This is a genomic window from Erythrobacter sp. NAP1 (assembly GCF_000152865.1).
Lineage (GTDB): Bacteria > Pseudomonadota > Alphaproteobacteria > Sphingomonadales > Sphingomonadaceae > Erythrobacter.
This window is the reverse complement of sequence record NZ_CH672390.1, coordinates 2,943,026-2,959,835: the sequence shown is the minus strand read 5'-3', so window position 1 is coordinate 2,959,835 and position 16,810 is coordinate 2,943,026. Positions and strand designations below refer to the sequence as shown.

Annotated in this window: 19 protein-coding genes; 7 read left to right on the top strand and 12 right to left on the bottom strand. The window is 61.1% G+C overall.

Annotated elements, in window-relative coordinates; all coding sequences use genetic code 11:
- Window positions 1–3 precede the first annotated feature (3 nt).
- The gene (locus NAP1_RS14215; RefSeq protein ID WP_156777286.1) at window positions 4–582 is read right to left on the bottom strand and encodes a hypothetical protein; all 579 of its coding nucleotides are present in this window, start codon (window positions 580–582) and stop codon (window positions 4–6) included.
- Entirely contained in the window at window positions 564–2,573 is a 2,010-nt protein-coding gene (locus tag NAP1_RS14210) for a ribonucleoside-diphosphate reductase subunit alpha (protein ID WP_007166021.1), read from the bottom strand. Before NAP1_RS14210 ends, NAP1_RS14215 begins: the two co-directional genes overlap by 19 nt.
- A 583-nt stretch (window positions 2,574–3,156) precedes the next feature.
- Between NAP1_RS14210 and NAP1_RS14205 the strand changes: the two genes are divergently transcribed.
- Complete coding sequence (locus NAP1_RS14205) at window positions 3,157–3,432, top strand: hypothetical protein (RefSeq protein WP_007166020.1); 276 nt, start codon at window positions 3,157–3,159, stop codon at window positions 3,430–3,432.
- A gap of 4 nt (window positions 3,433–3,436) precedes the next feature.
- Here NAP1_RS14205 and NAP1_RS14200 read toward each other — a convergent pair whose 3' ends face one another.
- From NAP1_RS14200 to NAP1_RS14190, 3 genes are all read right to left on the bottom strand, one after another.
- Window positions 3,437–4,345: an alpha/beta fold hydrolase gene (locus NAP1_RS14200; RefSeq protein WP_007166019.1), complete on the bottom strand. Its 909-nt coding sequence runs from the start codon at window positions 4,343–4,345 to the stop codon at window positions 3,437–3,439.
- A gap of 193 nt (window positions 4,346–4,538) precedes the next feature.
- Complete coding sequence (locus NAP1_RS14195; protein ID WP_156777285.1) at window positions 4,539–5,033, bottom strand: hypothetical protein; 495 nt, start codon at window positions 5,031–5,033, stop codon at window positions 4,539–4,541.
- 316 nt (window positions 5,034–5,349) lie between these two features.
- Window positions 5,350–6,285 (bottom strand): TraB/GumN family protein, encoded by a 936-nt coding sequence (locus NAP1_RS14190; protein ID WP_050750434.1) that lies wholly within the window; start codon window positions 6,283–6,285, stop codon window positions 5,350–5,352.
- A 126-nt stretch (window positions 6,286–6,411) separates the two neighbouring features.
- Between NAP1_RS14190 and NAP1_RS14185 the strand changes: the two genes are divergently transcribed.
- Window positions 6,412–6,870: a hypothetical protein gene (locus tag NAP1_RS14185; RefSeq protein WP_007166015.1), complete on the top strand. Its 459-nt coding sequence runs from the start codon at window positions 6,412–6,414 to the stop codon at window positions 6,868–6,870.
- Window positions 6,871–7,071: 201 nt separating this feature from the next.
- Here NAP1_RS14185 and nadB read toward each other — a convergent pair whose 3' ends face one another.
- The 3 genes from nadB to NAP1_RS14170 all read right to left on the bottom strand — a co-directional run bounded on the left by nadB (window position 7,072) and on the right by NAP1_RS14170 (window position 11,121).
- Complete coding sequence (gene nadB, locus NAP1_RS14180; RefSeq protein ID WP_040465092.1) at window positions 7,072–8,685, bottom strand: L-aspartate oxidase; 1,614 nt, start codon at window positions 8,683–8,685, stop codon at window positions 7,072–7,074.
- Window positions 8,686–9,138: 453 nt separating this feature from the next.
- Window positions 9,139–10,149, bottom strand: a complete 1,011-nt coding sequence (locus NAP1_RS14175) for an MBL fold metallo-hydrolase (protein ID WP_007166013.1) — start codon at window positions 10,147–10,149, stop codon at window positions 9,139–9,141.
- 21 nt (window positions 10,150–10,170) lie between these two features.
- Window positions 10,171–11,121, bottom strand: coding sequence for an ABC transporter ATP-binding protein (locus NAP1_RS14170; RefSeq protein WP_007166012.1), 951 nt, complete (start codon window positions 11,119–11,121; stop codon window positions 10,171–10,173).
- 116 nt (window positions 11,122–11,237) lie between these two features.
- On the opposite strand from NAP1_RS14170, the gene NAP1_RS14165 reads away from it, so the two are divergent.
- The 4 genes from NAP1_RS14165 (at window position 11,238) to NAP1_RS14150 (ending at window position 13,289) form a co-directional block, all read left to right on the top strand.
- On the top strand, window positions 11,238–11,816 hold the full coding sequence (locus NAP1_RS14165) for a DUF4402 domain-containing protein (protein WP_007166011.1): 579 nt from the start codon (window positions 11,238–11,240) through the stop codon (window positions 11,814–11,816).
- Window positions 11,817–11,829: 13 nt separating this feature from the next.
- On the top strand, window positions 11,830–12,402 hold the full coding sequence (locus tag NAP1_RS14160) for a DUF4402 domain-containing protein (protein ID WP_007166010.1): 573 nt from the start codon (window positions 11,830–11,832) through the stop codon (window positions 12,400–12,402).
- Between the two features lie 63 nt (window positions 12,403–12,465).
- Window positions 12,466–12,726: a zinc-finger domain-containing protein gene (locus NAP1_RS14155; RefSeq protein ID WP_007166009.1), complete on the top strand. Its 261-nt coding sequence runs from the start codon at window positions 12,466–12,468 to the stop codon at window positions 12,724–12,726.
- 89 nt (window positions 12,727–12,815) lie between these two features.
- Window positions 12,816–13,289 carry a hypothetical protein gene (locus NAP1_RS14150; protein ID WP_007166008.1) on the top strand — a complete coding sequence of 158 codons (474 nt, stop codon included), beginning with the start codon at window positions 12,816–12,818 and terminating at the stop codon, window positions 13,287–13,289.
- On the opposite strand, the gene NAP1_RS14145 is transcribed toward NAP1_RS14150, so the two are convergent.
- The 3 genes from NAP1_RS14145 to NAP1_RS14135 all read right to left on the bottom strand — a co-directional run bounded on the left by NAP1_RS14145 (window position 13,286) and on the right by NAP1_RS14135 (window position 15,524).
- Complete coding sequence (locus NAP1_RS14145; protein ID WP_007166007.1) at window positions 13,286–13,879, bottom strand: hypothetical protein; 594 nt, start codon at window positions 13,877–13,879, stop codon at window positions 13,286–13,288. The two genes, NAP1_RS14150 and NAP1_RS14145, sit on opposite strands and share 4 nt — an antisense overlap.
- 137 nt (window positions 13,880–14,016) lie before the next feature.
- A complete protein-coding gene (locus NAP1_RS16095) occupies window positions 14,017–14,550 on the bottom strand; it encodes a hypothetical protein (RefSeq protein WP_007166006.1) in 534 nt (177 codons plus the stop codon).
- On the bottom strand, window positions 14,550–15,524 hold the full coding sequence (locus tag NAP1_RS14135; RefSeq protein WP_007166005.1) for a nitronate monooxygenase family protein: 975 nt from the start codon (window positions 15,522–15,524) through the stop codon (window positions 14,550–14,552). Before NAP1_RS14135 ends, NAP1_RS16095 begins: the two co-directional genes overlap by 1 nt.
- 154 nt (window positions 15,525–15,678) lie before the next feature.
- Here NAP1_RS14135 and NAP1_RS14130 point away from each other — a divergent pair, with 154 nt between their 5' ends.
- Window positions 15,679–16,158, top strand: coding sequence for a hypothetical protein (locus NAP1_RS14130; protein ID WP_007166004.1), 480 nt, complete (start codon window positions 15,679–15,681; stop codon window positions 16,156–16,158).
- Here NAP1_RS14130 and nth read toward each other — a convergent pair.
- Window positions 16,155–16,808 (bottom strand): endonuclease III, encoded by a 654-nt coding sequence (gene nth, locus NAP1_RS14125; protein ID WP_007166003.1) that lies wholly within the window; start codon window positions 16,806–16,808, stop codon window positions 16,155–16,157. The two genes, NAP1_RS14130 and nth, sit on opposite strands and share 4 nt — an antisense overlap.
- Window positions 16,809–16,810: the final 2 nt, after the last annotated feature.

Here is a 16,810-nt window from a genome sequence, read left to right as displayed (position 1 = left end):
GGTCTATTGAGACGAAGCGGCAAAACTGTCCAGGGGCCTGCCGATGCAGGCAGAAAGGATTGCAGCTTCCTCCGAAAGCCCGGCAGGAGCGGTGACTGTGCTGACTGTCACGTCATCCCAGACGAAGCGAACCTCCTCGATCAGCGCAAGCTCGCGCGCGACCCAGCCCGGGGCGGCGGACATGAAGACCGGTCCGTTGCCATCATCCAGAAACCGGATCGTGCCTTCGCCAAGCGCTTCGTCTCGGCCATCGGAAAGACTGAAGCGAAATCCGAAATAGCCAGAGTGTTCGCTGTTTTCCGGCGGGGCAATTGGGCTGGCATCGAAACTCACGCGAACGAAATCACCTTCGCGCGCGGCGAGGACGGTCATATCGCTCGGCGACCCCGCGACGCGCAAAGTGCAAAACTCCTCGTGCGCGATAACGACATGGCCAGCGGCGCTGCGACCGAATTCGTTCTCGGGTTCGGGCGCACAGGCAGAAAGGCCCAGCGTGCCCACAACGCAAAACGCGGCCCAACCGAGGGTTGGACCGCGTCTTGTCATGAAACTGCCGGTTTCGATCACTGGCAGCTCAAGCATTCCTCGTAATCAGTCTGCTCTGCAGCGAGTTCGAACTTGGCCGCGTCGGCGGTGTTGTCCGCTTCGACCCCACCGGCAAAACCGGCGCGCTGCACCGACTTCGAGCGCAGGTAGTAGAGCGACTTGATGCCCTTCTCCCACGCCTGGAAGTGCAGCATCATCAGATCCCACTTGTCGACGTCAGCCGGAATGAACAGGTTCAGCGACTGAGCCTGGTCGATATAGGGCGCACGGTCAGCTGCGAATTCGAGCAGCCAGCGCTGGTCGATCTCGAAGCTGGTCTTGAAGCTCGCCTTTTCCTCGTCGGTGAGGAAGTCGAGATGCTGAACCGACCCGCCACGCTCGAGGATCGAGTTCCAGACATTGGTCGAGTTCTTGCTCTTCTTGTCGAGCAGCTTTTCAAGATACGGGTTCTTGACGATGAACGAACCCGACAGCGTCTTGTGGGTGTAGATGTTGGCCGGGATCGGCTCGATGCAGGCGCTGGTACCACCGCAGATGATGCTGATCGACGCGGTCGGCGCGATTGCCATTTTGCAGCTGAAACGCTCCATCGCGCCCATTTCGGCCGCATCGGGGCACGGCCCACGTTCCTGAGCGAGCAGCATCGAGGCTTCGGATGCCTTGGCCTGAATGTGCTTGAACATTTTGAGGTTCAGCGCCTTGGCCATCGCGCTTTCGAAGCCGAGGCCCTTCTGCTGGAGGAAGGAGTGGAAGCCCATCACGCCAAGTCCGACCGAACGCTCGCGCTCGGCGGAATAACGCGCACGGGCCATCTCGTCTGGTGCGCGGTCGATATAGTCCTGAAGAACGTTGTCGAGGAAGCGCATGACGTCTTCGATGAACTGCTTGTCGGTCGACCACTCGTCCCACTTTTCAAGGTTGAGCGAGCTGAGGCAGCAAACCGCGGTGCGGTCGTTGCCAAGGTGGTCGATGCCTGTCGGAAGCGTGATTTCCGAACACAGGTTCGAGGTCGAAACCTTGAGGCCCAGATCGCGATGATGCTTTGGCATCATGCGGTTCACGGTGTCGTTGAAGACAATGTAAGGCTCACCCGTCGCAAGGCGGCATTCGACCAGCTTCTGGAACAGCGAACGCGCATTGACGGTGCCGCGCACTTCGCCGGTCTTGGGTGACTTGAGGTCGAAATCGGCCCCGTCGCGCACGGCTTCCATGAATTCGTCGGTCAGCAGCACGCCGTGGTGCAGGTTCAGCGCCTTGCGGTTGAAGTCGCCCGACGGTTTGCGGATTTCGAGGAATTCCTCGATCTCCGGGTGGCTGACGTCGAGATAGCACGCCGCCGAACCGCGACGCAGCGAGCCTTGCGAAATTGCAAGCGTGAGCGAATCCATCACGCGCACGAACGGGATGATGCCCGAAGTCTTGCCGTTTAGGCCGACCGGCTCACCAATACCGCGCACATTGCCCCAATAGGTGCCGATGCCGCCGCCCTTGGAAGCGAGCCAGACATTCTCGTTCCAGGTACCGACAATCCCGTCGAGGCTGTCGGAAACCGAGTTGAGATAGCACGAGATCGGCAGGCCGCGCGAAGTGCCGCCATTTGAAAGGACCGGCGTTGCGGGCATAAACCACAGGTTCGAGATGTAGTCGTAGAGCCGCTGCGCGTGCTCCTGATCGTCGGCGTAGGCATCGGCCACACGGGCGAACAGGTCCTGGTACTTTTCACCGGGCAGCAGATAGCGGTCGGTCAGCGTTTCCTTGCCGAATTCGGTAAGGTTCGCATCGCGGCTCTCGTCGATCTGCACGTCGAAACGGCGATCATTCACCTTCTTGCTGTCAGGCACGGCTGCGGCCTTCGCGGCTTCTGCCACGGCATTGCCCAGCGCTTCCGCGCTCTTGGCGGCAATCAGCTCTTCGCTGCCTGCATCCGACTTGTCCATCGTAACGGCCTTTTCGTCTTTCATCTCTGTGCCGAGAGTTTCCCCAGTGTCGGCATCGCTCAGCACTTCGTCACTTGCCTTGAATTCCATCGTTGCCCCGTTTCGCGTCAACTCAGTCGCGTTCAATTCGAATCGGTTTTTTGCGTTCGTTTCGTCTTACCCGAAAAGCGCGCATGTTCCGATTCTGTTCTGCACCAATCCATCGACAGCTTCTGCACTGCTTTGCCCCTCCCGGCTCACAGGCTTATCCGCCAACACATCAACATTCCGCCCCGCCTCGACCCTGTTTTGCAGCGACTCCTTCCCTGATCGCGCCCGTTACCGTTAAGTTTGGGGCTCGAGAGTGAGCGCTATAATTTGGGGGTTCAACGCGAACCGAACCACTAGATACTGAATCAGCCGGTGAATCGGGTCAACGGGTGATTAACCCTAATTCGCGCGATCGGACCGGTGTATTGTCATGCTGCAACGCCGCGACGCGTGGTCAAAGCTTGAGTCGCGAGACGCGCAAGACCCAAAATGAATCTGTGAAGAAAAATTTGGTGATTGAATCATTCGAATCAAGCTGTGAATCATTGCATCACCGGCGCAGCAACTTTGTTGCGTGATCGCGTCCGGTGGACAGCTGGCGCGGGCCCATGGGGAACCGAAAAGGGAGGTTAATGACGTGTCCTTGCTCGATCCGATCCTGACCGCGGCGATCCGCTTTGGTGAACGGCACGAGCGCACCATCACCATCCTTGGCGGCGCGTGGTTTGTGATCTCGTGCGCTTCGTGGATCCCGCAATTGGGCGTGCCCGAGGTGCCTTACCTCACCGATCGCAATTCCTGGATGTTCTCAGGCGCATGGAACGGCATCTGGTGGGGCGCGGTGCACCCCGCCCTAGAAAAGCACCGCGAAAAGCTGGAGGCCGCCGATAAGCAGCCCCAGGCCATTTCGCGCGATTGATCGTTCAGGCGTGAACCGATTCGGCTTCGCTGACCGAGCGCGTGTGGGTCGTGATCTCGCCCACCATGCGGTCCACCAGGTCGAGCGGCAGATCGTGCCCCCAGCCCGGAATGGTGACGAGCTTCGCGCCCGGAATATGCTTGGCGGTGTCCTTGCCTGCTTCGAGCTTCACCAACGGGTCGTCCTCTCCGTGAAGAACCAGCGTCGGCGTTGTCACCTGCGCGAGACGTGAGCGCCGATCGCCGTCGTCGATGATCGCGGCGAGCTGGCGCGGGAGGCCGGGCGGGTAGACGCTGCGCTGGACGAGCATCTGCACACGCTTGCGCCGCGCTTCCGGATCGGCGGGGAAGCCGGGGCCGGTGATATTGCGGGCGATGTTGATGCCATGCTCGATCACCGCCTCTTCCTCGAGCGAAGGCAGCGGAGCGGTCAGCGCTTCGATCGCGCGCTTTTCCGCCTGAGGAAGGCGCGGATTGCCGGTGGTCGACATCACGGAGGTAAGCGAGAGCAGGCGCGGCGAATGATGGATTGCCATCAGCTGCGCGATCATCCCGCCCATCGAGGCGCCCACGACATGCGCGCGATTGATCTCCAAAGCATCGAGCAGCGCAATCCCGTCATCGGCCATGTCGCGAAGGGTGTAGGGCACATCCATCGGCCAGCCGATCCGCTTGCGCAGCAATTGCCAAACGAGCTTGGGCGGCTTTGCATCGCCCATCTTTTGCGAGAGGCCGATATCGCGATTGTCGTAGCGCACGACGTGGTAGCCCTCGTCCGCCAACGCTTCGACAAATTCAATCGGCCAGTGCGCCAGTTGCGCACCCAGCCCCATGACGAGCAAGATCGTCTCATGCTCCGGATTGCCATGGGTTTCGTAACACAGCTCAATTCCGTTGGCCGTGACGTGCGGCATAATCTGCTCCTGCTGCGCCCTCAAAGTAGGGCTACGTAATGTCCAGGAAACAGACAAAGCGCCTTTGTCCGGTCAGATCAAGCTCAGAGGCGCGATGAGCCGTGCGCAAAGCAAAGGCCCCGCCCAGCCCTTCGCGCGGATGCAACAAGCGCGAAGAACTGAGCGGGGCTGCGACTTGGCAGGCCAGGGGCTGCTAGCCGCCAAGGGTGATGAAATCGTCACCTGCGGCAACGCGGGCGCGTTCGGTGCGCTGGAGCTCTGCGTTGAGCTCGCGATATTCGCGCGGGCTTTCGGCAAAGATTATGTTGGCAAGGAACTGCGCGTTCTCGGCATCGGCCACAGGCACATCGCTCATGTCGCCGAGCCAGCGGATTGCGTGCTTGGCCGTGCGCGCAGAAGCGCCATCGCCGGTGTTCGAAACCAGCTCGACATTGGCAGGCTTGCCATCATCGCCCATCTCGAAGGTCAGCTGGACGATGCCCGATGCCGGACGCAGATTGCGGCGAGCAGGCTCGCGCTGGAGCGCACGGTCGAGCGTCGCATTGGCGTTCTCGCGCCACTCGGCAAACTTCTCTGGCGAGGTCACAACGATGGCATCGGAATGCTCGGCAGCGGCAGGCGCTGCGAAAGCGAGGGCAGCGGCCAGAGCGGCGGCAGGAGCGATTGCAAACTTAACGGGGGTCTTCATTGGATCATCCTTTCCAAACAGGTTGGTTCTTGTCGGATGATCGGCCGGAAAACGCATGGAGCAGCAGGGCATCAGCCCATACCCGCAAAGCTTTCAGCATTAGGGTCGATCAGGTGCTCTGGGAGAAAAACGGGGTAAGTCGGGGCCTCCCTCAGCAGCCGAATGAAAAGTGCCCGCTGAGCACGATTCTATCAATCACAGCTCTGCAAACAGGCAAATCTATCGTTTGGCGGACATAAAACGCGACGAACGACATAGAGGCGTCGACAAGTGTAGTCGTCTGATCGGTCGGTAAAGCGCTGTTATCCTGAGCGCACTAGCGCCAGTTCGGCCCGCCGATGGGGAAGCCTTCCGCTTCCAGCTGGTCGAGCACGCCGTCTGGCTCCGCCAGCACGCGCAAGGGCACGACCGCGACCGTCACGCCGGGCTGCCGCGAGGCATCGGCGATCATGCCGACCCACTGGCTGCGGATCTCTTCGCCAAGCTCATCGTCGGCCCAGGGCCAGCACTGGCCAAGCGCGATTTCGAGCGGGTTTTCCATCACCGCCGGCACATCGTATCGGCGCCAGTCCGCGCCGCGCTTGTCGATGATGTCCTGCCCTGCTTCAGTGGCGCCCATTGCGGCTTCGAGGCAGGGAATGTGGCTCCTCGGATCGGCCTCGGCGAGGTTGTCCAGCAGGTCCTCGCCGCGAAACCGCTCTGGCCGGATGATCGGGATATCGGCATCGTCGGCGGCGTCCTTCACCACCTCGGTCGCATCGTCGGTGGTCTCGTCATCGAAATCGAGCCGGCGCGCGAGCAGGTCGAAGCTCGTCATCAGGAATGAGCGGCGATCATAATCCTTGTCATATTCCTCTTCGAGCGCGGCAAGCCGGGCGCGCTGCGGTGCGTCGAGATAATCGGCCGCGACCGAGCCATCGGGCAACTTGGTGAAACGTCCCCCGCGAAAGATCAGCCGCAACACATCGCCGGGCGAAAACTTGGGCCGCGCGCGAATGATGACGCGGTTGGCCTCTTTCGTGGCTTCCTCCAGCCGGTCGGGCCGCCACGGCGTCGACTTGGGCACAGCGCGGATTTCGCCGACAAGGATCACCGTCCCGGTCGGCGTCTCGATAAACCACATCGGCGCACCTGAACGCTGCGCGGTGACGACGATGGAGTTCTCAGATATGTCGGCAGTAGAATTCTGGGCGAGGGCTGGAAAGCCAGCTAGGAGCAAGAAAGCTAAGGTGTGGCTTGGCCAGAAACTCATCTTTTGCCCTATTCTGCTGGTGGAGTTCAGGCTTTTATCGATAGCAAGTCATGAACAGAGACAGAATGCCCTAGTTGTTGTCTAGTATGCATTGCTTTCGAAAGAAAAGGCTGCAACTTACCTTACATGCAAGTGCTTTCACAGCTCTTTGAGCAAATATCAGAAGCGGTAAGGGGGGAACCCACCTTACATGAGCTTAGAGCGCTCCGAGACAGTTGCGATGCCCAAACTACACGCCGAGCGACTTTTGAATCGTTTCGCGGGATCAACAACCCCAATGATGCGGATAGCATCATCGATCTTCACAAAAAGCTGATCCGCGACTTGGAAGAAAAGATCTCTAGCACAAGAGAGAAGCGGGATCAGGCCAAAACGGTCGGGATGGGAATTGGCGGCTCAGTTGCTGGCGGTGGCATAGTGGCCGCATTGGCGCTCGCAGTTCCAGCAGTCGCGCTCATACCTATCGCAGGGGGAGCATATTGCGTATGGAGAGGAAGTGAGAATGCAAAAACTCTGACTTCCGAGCTTACGCTCTACATTCAGCTTAAGGATGCTGTAGAACAGCTCTTACCGAAAGATGATTAACCTCACCGATCTCTCAGATGTAGAAACCATCGTAAATATCACCGCAGTTGTGGTGCCGATAGCGTATCATTTACTCAGTGGTCGATTGTTACGGCGAGAAGGTCTTAGAGACGGACTGTTGGCTAAAATCGAATCTCTCATATCAAAAATCAAGGAAGAGGCCGATTCGGAGAGGAAGAGTTCTCGCAAGACTCATTGAGCTCACGGAACCAGCACCGTGTCCTTCACCACGTCGCTCGTCTCCGGGTAATCCATCGTAAAGTGCAGCCCGCGGCTTTCCTTGCGTGCCAGTGCTGAGCGCACGATCAGCTCTGCGGACTGTAACAGGTTGCGCAGTTCGATGAGGTCGGTGGTAACGACGAAGCTGCCGTAATATTCCTCGACCTCGCGCTTGAGCATCTCGATCCGGTGCTGCGCGCGTTCGAGCCGCTTGGTGGTGCGAACGATGCCGACATAGTTCCACATGAAGCGGCGGATTTCGGTCCAGTTCTGCTTGATGACGACCTGTTCGTCTGAATCCGACACGCGGCTTTCGTCCCATGGCAGGATCGCGGGCGGTTCGGGAAGCTCGTCCCACATGGTGAGAATGTCGGATGCCGCTGCTTCTCCGAAAACGAAGCATTCGAGCAGCGAATTGGAAGCAAGCCGGTTCGCGCCGTGAAGCCCGCTTTCGGTGCATTCGCCTGCCGCCCACAAACCGGGCAGATCGGTTCGGGCATAGAGGTCCACCACCACGCCGCCGCAGGTGTAGTGCTGCGCGGGCACGACGGGGATCGGCTCCTTCGTCATGTCGATGCCAAGGCCCATCAGCTTGTCGTAGATCGTCGGGAAATGTCCCTTCACGAAGTCGGCTGGCTGGTGGCTGATGTCGAGGTGGACATAGTCGAGGCCAAAGCGCTTGATCTGGTCGTCGATCGCGCGCGCCACGACATCGCGCGGGGCAAGCTCCATGCGCTCTGCGTCGTAATCGGTCATGAAACGGTGGCCGGTTTCGGGGTGATAGAGCCGCCCGCCCTCGCCGCGAACCGCCTCGGTGATGAGGAAGTTCTTGACCTCCAGATTGTAGAGGCAGGTGGGGTGGAACTGCATCATCTCCATGTTTGAGACGCGCGCGCCTGCCCGCCATGCCATCGCGATGCCGTCTCCGGTCGCGCCGCGCGGGGCGGTCGAGAACTGGTAGACGCGGCCTGCGCCTCCGGCTGCCAGGATGGTCGCGCGTGCAACGTGGCGTTCGACCGCGCCGGTCTCCTCGTTGAGCGCATAAACGCCCCAGACATGGCCCGCGCCCGAGTAGTTCTCGCGGTGGCGGTCGGTGATGAAGTCGATACAGGTGCGCCCGCCCAGCATGGTGATGTTGGGGCTTGCTTCGGCGGCCTTGAGCAGCGCCTCCTGCACCGCCCACCCGGTCGCATCGTCGACATGAACGATGCGGCGGTGCGAGTGCCCGCCCTCGCGGGTGAGGTGGAGGGAATCGGTATCCTTGTTGAACGGTACGCCCAGTTCGACCAGCCGCTCGATGCTTTCCGGTGCGCGTTCGATCACGAATTCGACCGCTTCGAGATCATTGAGCCCCGCACCAGCCACCATCGTGTCGCGCACGTGGTTTTCGAACGTGTCGCCCGCATCGAGCACCGCAGCAATGCCGCCCTGCGCCCACGCGGTCGAGCCTCCGGTGAGCGTGCCCTTGGCCAGCACAAGCACCTTCAGCCGGGTCGCAAGCTCAAGCGCTGCGGTAAGACCGGCAGCCCCGGACCCTATAACGATGACGTCGAATTTCTCGTTTGGCGACGCGTCGGATTGGCCGTGATTTTCCATGCGCCCTGCCATGGCGCGCATGGCTTCGGCTGGCAAGAGTTCGACCCGTTCGAGCGCGCCTCTCGGTGAACCGTGGCCCAAATCACGTCAGCCGTCCAAATCGCTGCAAAATTTGAGACCAGCGACATGGGAGCGTCATTTCAGTGGTGGTACTATGTTTTGATAATCGGTCGGTGCTGCGCCTGCGTCATGATCCCCGACATGGCGCACCTGCAAAGAGAGCCGGTTAGCGAGAGAGTACATAACCCCTAACGAGAAGTCGCAAGCTCCATGTCTCTTATTGCCTCGATTAATTGCCTGCGTGGTCGCCACGAACCCCTGCGCCGCGATGTCGAATGGAATGGCAAATGCTATGTCGGTGAATGCCGCTACTGTGGCAAAGCGATAGAGCGAATTTCCCATCGCAAGTGGCGCGAAGCATCGGTTCAGACCGCTTTGCCCTGAGCTCGCGCTTTATCGAGCCTCATCGCCAAGCGCGAAGCATTCAAGGTCCTGTGTGACGTCGACCGCCCCCTCATAACTGGTCGCGATGGCCGCGCGGCTGTCCTCGATGCGCGAAAGGCTGCGCTCCATATTGTGAGTGAGCAATAACCGCGACGGGTTCAACGCGCCCGCCAGCTGCCCGATTTCAGCCGGTGTGCGGTGAAGTCCGCGCGGCTGGCCCTGCTCTCCGTTGATCACGTGATGCGCGAAGAGGATGGTCGGCTGGCTGCCGCGCAACCCTTCGAGAAAGGTCTGCGAGAGCGCGCTCTGGTCGCCCGTAATGACGAAGCTCGCACCGCCGATTTCTACTGCGTATCCAAGCGCAGGGACCGGCCCGTGATGAACCGGGTAAGCGGTGACAGAATATTCGCCTGAAACATCGAGGACGGTCGCTTCTGCTGTCCCTTCGGCGGTGGTGATGTCCTGCGCTTCGAGCAAGGGCTTGTTCTCGGTCCCGTCGAGATAGCCTCCGTTATAGGCAAAGGCGCCGCTCTCTTTCGACAAGAGCCGTTCGAGGAATTCGCCCGTGCCCGGAAAGCGCGGGGCGGCGTCGGGGCCGATCACTGCAAGCGGCTGGGTTCGGCCTTCGAAACCGCCCGAATTAAGAACACCTGCAAGATCGCCTGCATGGTCGGCGTGAAGGTGTGTGAGCAGGATAGCATCGAGGCTGGCAATGCTCGCGCCCGCCTCGGCGAAACGCAGAAAGCTGCCCGCGCCCGCATCGATCAGCAGGCGGGGCTCGCCGTCGATCCAGAGCAGGTAGGACGTGCCCGCACGGGCAGCTTCGGCAATCGGTCCGCCGCTGCCGAGAACCTGCAAGGCTGCGCCGGTTGCAGGGCATGGTTCGGGGGTGGGCGAAGGCGCGGGCTCAACCCCGCCTGCGGCTGCAAGCGCGTCTTCCCTGCGCTGTTCGGGCACGTCGCAAGCGGCGAGCATCAAGGCGAGCGATGCGGTCCCAATCAATCCCGTTGTGATCCGCATTCGATCTGCTCCCTTTGCCGTTTACGCGCCAGTTCCCGTCAATTGGACGAATACATCTTCAAGGTCAGCCTCACGCGTCGTCACGTCCTCGATGGTCAGGCCCTTTTCCTGAAGGATGGCAAGAACCTGACCAGCGCTGAGGCTGTCTTTATCATATGTGACCTCGACCCCGCGATCCCCGGTCAGCTCGACCTTGTGAAACGCCTCGTGCGAAGGCGCAGTGGCGAGGTCGGAGGCGACCGTGACCGCGACGATCTTCTCGCGCGCCATGTCGATCAGTTCGCGAGTCGGTTTCTTCGCGATAAGCTCGCCGTGATTGATGATCGCGATTTCGTCGCACAGTTCTTCGGCTTCTTCGAGATAGTGCGTGGTGAGGACCACCGTCACGCCCTCGCGGTTGAGCTGCGTGACCAACTCCCAAAGTTGGCGCCGCAGTTCGACATCGACCCCGGCGGTCGGCTCGTCCAGCACGAGGATCGGGGGCGAATGCACCATCGCCTTGGCAACCAGCAGTCGCCGCTTCATCCCGCCGGACAACGTGCGGGCATAGGCGTTGCGCTTGTCCGAGAGACGCACCGCCTCAAGCAGGGCCTCGCTGCGGCGCTCGCTCGCCGGAATTCCATAGAAGCCGCCCTGGTTTTCGAGCACCTCATAAGGCGTGAAGAACGGGTCGAACACGATCTCCTGCGGGACGATCCCGATGGCGCGGCTCGCATTGCGGCGCTGAGCGTCGATATCGAAGCCCCAGATCTCGGCGCAGCCGCTGGTCTTGTTAACGAGGCCGGCCAGAATGTTGATCAGCGTCGACTTGCCAGCGCCATTGGGCCCCAGAAGGCCGAAGATCGAGCCTTCCGGCACATCGAAGCTTACGCCTTTGAGCGCAAGCTTGCCCTCGGCATCTGCACCTTTGGCGCCTTTTGGCGCGGCGTAGCGTTTGACGAGGTTGTCGATACGGATGGCTGGCGGGTTCATGGGGTAAAGCCCTTACGCATGAAGTTTGCGCTCGCAAAGGGCGCAATGTGTAACTCGCCCGTTAACCATTTGTGGTCAGCATCGGATCACGCTCTGCGCTTAGTGAGGGCATCGTGATGAAAAGGTTCGCTCCGATTCTTGGCCATGAAAAAGCCCGGCATTTGGCTGCAGCTTGCGGGCTGCTGGCTGCGGCTATGGCGCTGCCGACGGCGGCTCACGCGCAATCGAGCGACAGCTACGATGCGCGTGCCGCGGTGATCGAACCGCTCTCGATCACCAAGCTCAGCGATCTCGATTTCGGAGACATGGTCGTTACCACCGGAGGCACCGTGGTCCTGACCCCGACCGCAACCGCGACCTGCTCGACGACCGGCGGAGTCATTCACAGTGCAGAATGTGTGCCAGCGACCTTTGCAGGCCTTGGCCAGTCGGGTCAGCGCGTGCGTGTGCGTCGTCCCAACGGTCGGACGATCACGCTCACCGGCCCCGGCACCGACATGACAGTCACAAACATTACAATTGATGGCGACCCCGACCTCGTACCGGTCCGCTCCAATCCCAACTGGGAGCGCTACACGATCGGTTCGGCTGACGGTACATTCATCTTCCGTGTCGGCGGCACGCTCAACGTGAATGCGGGCCAACTGCCCGGCGTTTACACGGGCACCTTCGATATCCGGCTCGACTACCAGTAAGGCGCGCGATCTCGTGAACTTCTCGCCATCGGCGCTCGCAGCGCCAACCCACATCGCCCGCTTCATGGCCGTAATCGTGCTGGCGCTTTGCGTGCTTGCCACCCCGCATGTTGCGCAAGCACAGGACGTGGCGTCCACCACAGCGGTCGTTCGGATACCCGGAGAGACCCGGATCGAGAAACTGGGCGACCTCAATTTCGGCGACATCCTGCCGGGCGATAGCGGCGGTACGATCACTCTGGACACCGCTAGCAATGTTTCGACCACGGGCACGGTCCAGTCGCTCGGCGGAGATCCGGTCGCGGCAGAATTCCTGATCACGCGTCAGATCCTTGCGGACTTCCCGAGCTACGACGGGCCGCAGTCAGGCGACACGATCGAGCTGGCGCATATCAGCCTGCCCGGCGAGACCATGACGCTGCGCGATTTCACGACCGACTTCAATCGCCCCGGCTTCTTCGGACTGCCCGCATACTTTTTCCGGACCAGCTTCGATTTTCGCGTCGCGGGAACGCTCGATGTGGCTGCCGATCAGGAGCCGGGCAGCTATCTCGGCTTCTTCACTGTCATCATCGACTACAACTGACTTACTCGCAAAGCGCATTTGCGCAGTTGAAATCGCACGGCGGCACGACTAATCCACGCCCCCATGAACACGCCTCCACCCGAAACTATTCTGGTCGACACTCGACGCGTAAGCTGTGACGGCGCAAGCGCCATTCGCGGCGGGGACAATTATCGCCCCGCAGCTCTGGGCCACCCGCGCATCTATCTCGAGATCGACGAGCACGGCTATGTCGATTGCGGCTATTGCGACCGTCGTTTCGTTTTGAAAGGTGGTCCGGCAGACGGCGTGGATCAGGCGACCCTGCCCGATATCTCCGAAGGCGCCGACCCCGGCCACCGCTGAATTTCGTGTATTCGGCGTCTTGAAGGCGCTCAGCGTCCATTCAGCTACCTCTGCCTAGCCTTCGTCCGACAACATCGGAGAAGTGCGACATGACCAAATTGGCAAATCCCCTCTCGCGCGCGCCCCTCTTTCGCGCAATTGCCCCCGCAGCCGCAATTGCTGCGCTGGCGATGGTTGCATCGCAGCCCGCCCTCGCTGAAGAACATAGCGACGCCGAGGCGACCGAGATGACCGAAGGCGAAGAACGCCTTGCGAAGATGCTCGAAGGACGCGTGGCCGGCGAACCCCGGCGCTGCATTCGCAACACGCTGAACCAGCCTGTGACCATCATCGATGAAACCGCGATCGTCTATGGCCGCGGCAACACGATCTATGTTCAGCGCACCAAGAACCCTGAAAGCATCGATGATCGCGATGCGCTCGTCTCGCGGCGCTTTAACGCCAGCCAGGTGTGCAGGCTCGACATCGTCAACACGATTGACCCGTTCAACGGCTTCTTCACCGGCGCGGTCTTCTTCGACGATTTCATTCCCTACACCCGCGTCGACGAGGACGAAGGCTAAGCACGCATTCTGCGACGGGGTTCGGCGGCCTGCGAGATCGCGGGCGGCTGATGCTCGTCCGAGCTGACAATCTCGATTTCGTCATGCTGCGCCTCTTCGTGCATGGTGGCGCCGCTGCGAGAGCGAAGCCGCGCGATGGCGCGTTTGTAATTGACGATCACATCCATGGACGCGAGCTCGTGCGCGACCGGCAAAGGTGTATCTTCACATTCGAGCAGCCGGATCGCGCCGCTGCGTTCGGCTTGCCGGATCTTCTCGACCTCTTCCCGAAGCGCATCGAGCTCGGGCATCTCTGCAAACATCGACTGGCGCGCCTTGGCGCGCGGTGAAGCGTAGTCAGACGGCGCCGCAATGCGAGATCGCGGCTCTGGCACGCTTGGCTGATTTGCGAGCCCGCAATTCCGGTTGCGGGCGAACCGGCTGCCGCTGTCGCTGAGGGCGAGCGTGAAAAAAGGACTGGTTCGAGCCACCGACCGGCGAACCCATTCGGCGGGCCGCATTGGACCCAGCTTTTCTGCGAGCAGCCATCCAGCCGCCCCGGTCATCGCACTGGACACAATCCAGCCGCCAAGCCCAATCCATTCAAGCATACGCGCTCCCGCCCCGCTCGGCCGGTTGCGTACAACCCGTCGAACTCAAGTCCCGAACAATCCCGGGATCAAGGATCGCTCAGGAATCCGAACAAAGCGCGAGCCGCGGGATAGGGGTTTTGCCGTAGTGCTCCGGCTCAGTCGGCTGCGAAGGTTGCCGGATCGATGGCCTCGCCTTCGAAATTCCCACCTACCATCGGCGTCAATTCGTAGGTGAGCGTCATTGCCGAGCCTTCCGGAAACTCGACGGCTTCGGGGTCCTGCGATGCGGCGCTAAGCGCCGCAAAACTGGCGCAATCGGCGGCAAGGGCGCCGCCGGTTGCGTACTGAATGCGGTAAGTGCCGTCCGGTACGTCGCTCACCTGCGCGTCCGATCCCTCGGCTACGAAAAACGAGAGAACAAGATCGTCGGAGGCTGCATCGCGGACATTGACGATCGTGTTGCCCGCTGCCGAGTTGACGATCGCGACCGTGTGCGGTCCGGAGCCCTTCTCAAAATCGCGGTCAAGAATGGCTCCGTTTTCCGGAGGCGTGGCGCAGGCCGCGATGTTCGGGGATTCGCTTTCACCGCCCGCGCGGCCGCCCGCTGGCTCACTCTCCGAACACCCGGCAAGCAAAGCGGCAAGCGAGGCAGCGACTAGGGCTGCGCGCTTGTCTGGCAATCCGCCCATCAGGCGAGCATGCCGCCCATACGCTTGGTGATGATCTCCTCGGCCTCGGCCATGATCCGGTCGATCAGCTCCTTGCAGGTCGGTATATCGTTGATGAGACCTGCGACCATACCGCAGCTCCACGCGCCTGCGTCCATGTCGCCTTCGGTCATGATGCGGGGATAGACGCCCGCGACCTGTTCGATGATGTCTTCGAACTTGAGGTCCGCGCCCTTCTCGCGCTCGATTTCGAGCAGTTCCTCGACGGCGTCGTTGGTCATTACGCGCTCGGTGTTGCGCAGCGGGCGCATGACAAGCCGGGTGTCGAGTTCGGACGCCGCAACAATCGCAGCCTTCACGTTTTCATGAACCGGGGCTTCTTTCGTAGCGATAAAGCGGGTGCCCATGTTCATCCCTTCCGCGCCCATGGCGAGACTTGCGACCAGGCTGCGCCCGTCGGCCATGCCGCCACTGGAGACGAAGGGGATCTCAAGCTCATCGGCGGCGCGCGGGAGCAGGATGAAGTTGGGCACATCGTCCTCGCCCGGGTGGCCGCCGCATTCGAAACCGTCGACGCTTACCGCGTCACAGCCGATCGACTGTGCCTTGAGCGCGTGGCGCACGCTGGTGCATTTGTGGATCACCTTGACGCCGGCTTCCTTGAAGAAGGGGAGCACTTGCGCAGGATTGTTGCCCGCCGTCTCGACCGCCTTCACCCCGCCGTCGATGATCGCTTTCACCAGCCCCGGATAATCGGGCGCGTTGACGGTCGGCAGGAACGTGAGGTTCACGCCGAACGGCTTGTCGGTCATATCCTTGCAGCGCGCGATTTCGTCAGCGAGCTTTTCCGGCGTGCCAAGCGTAAGGCCGGTGATGATGCCAAGCCCGCCCGCATTCGACACAGCCGCCGCCATCTCGGCAAACCCGACATAGTGCATGCCGCCCTGAATGATCGGATGCTCGATGCCGAACAGTTCGGTGATTGCGGTCTTCATGGCTGGGTGGTTCCTCTCGTGTCTGTTGTTCGAAATTTGCGCTGGAGAGAAGCCGAATATAGGCTTGGGTGCAAGCGTGGTTTTGGAAGTAAATCTGCCTGACGCAACGCGCCGTAACGTCACGGCATCGGGCAAAGTCTGAGGGGAACGCGGTATGACACGAGAGAATTCTGTTCCCGGCACACCGGAATTGTTCTTCGCTAGCCTCGTTGCAACGGCGCTCGTCTATTTCACCGGCATTGCGATCATCGCGGTGATGGTCGGCCTTACCAGTTCAGCCGGCGCGCTCAGCAACATGCTCACATTCCTCGCAATGTTCGCGACGATAGGGGTGGGCGCTGCGGTGTTCGTAGCCTTCCTGATTGTCGCGCCGCTCGGCACGGCGGTTGGGCTTGCAGTCCTGAGGCTGACCCCGCCAGCCTGGTGGCAGGGACCGTTGGCAGGTGGCCTCGTCGCTGCAACGCTTGTCGCGGTGACCTTGCTGCTGTTCCAGCTTGGTGGTCAGCCACTCGACTGGGGTGTTTATGCCATGGCCGCAGTGCCGCTTGCCCTCGCTCCGGTTGCCGGGGGGCTCGTACAGAAACATCTCCTACATTGGCCGGGATCGGACCGGCAGGAGCTCACGCCGGCCTAGTCGCCGCGCTCGATCGGGCCGGTTTCGCAAAGGTCGCTGACCACGCAGATATCGCATTTGGGGATGCGCGATCGGCACACGCGCTTCCCGAACTGGATGAGCCAGAAATGGCCATCCGCAAGCGCCCATTCGGGGCTGCGCTCTTCCAGCTGCTGCGCTGTCTTTTCGGCCGTCTTGGCATCGGTCAGCCCGATCCTGTTGCACACGCGGTGGACATGCGTGTCGACCGCGATCACGTCCTTCCCGAAAGTGAAGCTCATCACGATGTCTGCGCATTTGCGACCGATGCCGGGCAGGCTCATCAGCCCCTCTCGCGTATCGGGTACGACGCCGTCATGCTCCTCGATCAGCGCAGTGCAGAACTTGCGGATGTTCTTGGTCTTGTTGTTGTAAAGCCCGCACGGCTTGATCGCCTTTGCGATTGCCTCATCATTAAGCGCGAGCATGTCCGCGGGCGTCTTCGCCAGCTTGAACAAAGCCTTGGTCGCCGCCGCCGTGTTCCGGTCGAGCGACTGCGCGGACAGCATGCAGGATATGCACGAACGAAAGGCGTCCGGCTGACCCTTGGGGCCTTTGGCGCCCTTGGTCCGGCCCGGCATGGCATCGGCCAGATTGCGGTAGACCTCTTCGACTTGCGCTTCGTTCAGCATGT

What these genes read in the sequence shown, in the direction of transcription:
- NAP1_RS14215 (WP_156777286.1), bottom strand. Translation starts at nt 582, where the DNA reads ATGCTTGAGCTGCCAGTGATCGAAACCGGCAGTTTCATGACAAGACGC.
- NAP1_RS14210 (WP_007166021.1), bottom strand. Translation starts at nt 2,573, where the DNA reads ATGGAATTCAAGGCAAGTGACGAAGTGCTGAGCGATGCCGACACTGGG.
- NAP1_RS14200 (WP_007166019.1), bottom strand. Translation starts at nt 4,345, where the DNA reads ATGCCGCACGTCACGGCCAACGGAATTGAGCTGTGTTACGAAACCCAT.
- NAP1_RS14195 (WP_156777285.1), bottom strand. Translation starts at nt 5,033, where the DNA reads ATGAAGACCCCCGTTAAGTTTGCAATCGCTCCTGCCGCCGCTCTGGCC.
- NAP1_RS14190 (WP_050750434.1), bottom strand. Translation starts at nt 6,285, where the DNA reads ATGAGTTTCTGGCCAAGCCACACCTTAGCTTTCTTGCTCCTAGCTGGC.
- NAP1_RS14185 (WP_007166015.1), top strand. Translation starts at nt 6,412, where the DNA reads ATGCAAGTGCTTTCACAGCTCTTTGAGCAAATATCAGAAGCGGTAAGG.
- nadB (WP_040465092.1), bottom strand. Translation starts at nt 8,685, where the DNA reads ATGGAAAATCACGGCCAATCCGACGCGTCGCCAAACGAGAAATTCGAC.
- NAP1_RS14175 (WP_007166013.1), bottom strand. Translation starts at nt 10,149, where the DNA reads ATGCGGATCACAACGGGATTGATTGGGACCGCATCGCTCGCCTTGATG.
- NAP1_RS14170 (WP_007166012.1), bottom strand. Translation starts at nt 11,121, where the DNA reads ATGAACCCGCCAGCCATCCGTATCGACAACCTCGTCAAACGCTACGCC.
- NAP1_RS14165 (WP_007166011.1), top strand. Translation starts at nt 11,238, where the DNA reads ATGAAAAGGTTCGCTCCGATTCTTGGCCATGAAAAAGCCCGGCATTTG.
- NAP1_RS14155 (WP_007166009.1), top strand. Translation starts at nt 12,466, where the DNA reads ATGAACACGCCTCCACCCGAAACTATTCTGGTCGACACTCGACGCGTA.
- NAP1_RS14150 (WP_007166008.1), top strand. Translation starts at nt 12,816, where the DNA reads ATGACCAAATTGGCAAATCCCCTCTCGCGCGCGCCCCTCTTTCGCGCA.
- NAP1_RS14145 (WP_007166007.1), bottom strand. Translation starts at nt 13,879, where the DNA reads ATGCTTGAATGGATTGGGCTTGGCGGCTGGATTGTGTCCAGTGCGATG.
- NAP1_RS16095 (WP_007166006.1), bottom strand. Translation starts at nt 14,550, where the DNA reads ATGGGCGGATTGCCAGACAAGCGCGCAGCCCTAGTCGCTGCCTCGCTT.
- NAP1_RS14135 (WP_007166005.1), bottom strand. Translation starts at nt 15,524, where the DNA reads ATGAAGACCGCAATCACCGAACTGTTCGGCATCGAGCATCCGATCATT.
- NAP1_RS14130 (WP_007166004.1), top strand. Translation starts at nt 15,679, where the DNA reads ATGACACGAGAGAATTCTGTTCCCGGCACACCGGAATTGTTCTTCGCT.
- nth (WP_007166003.1), bottom strand. Translation starts at nt 16,808, where the DNA reads ATGCTGAACGAAGCGCAAGTCGAAGAGGTCTACCGCAATCTGGCCGAT.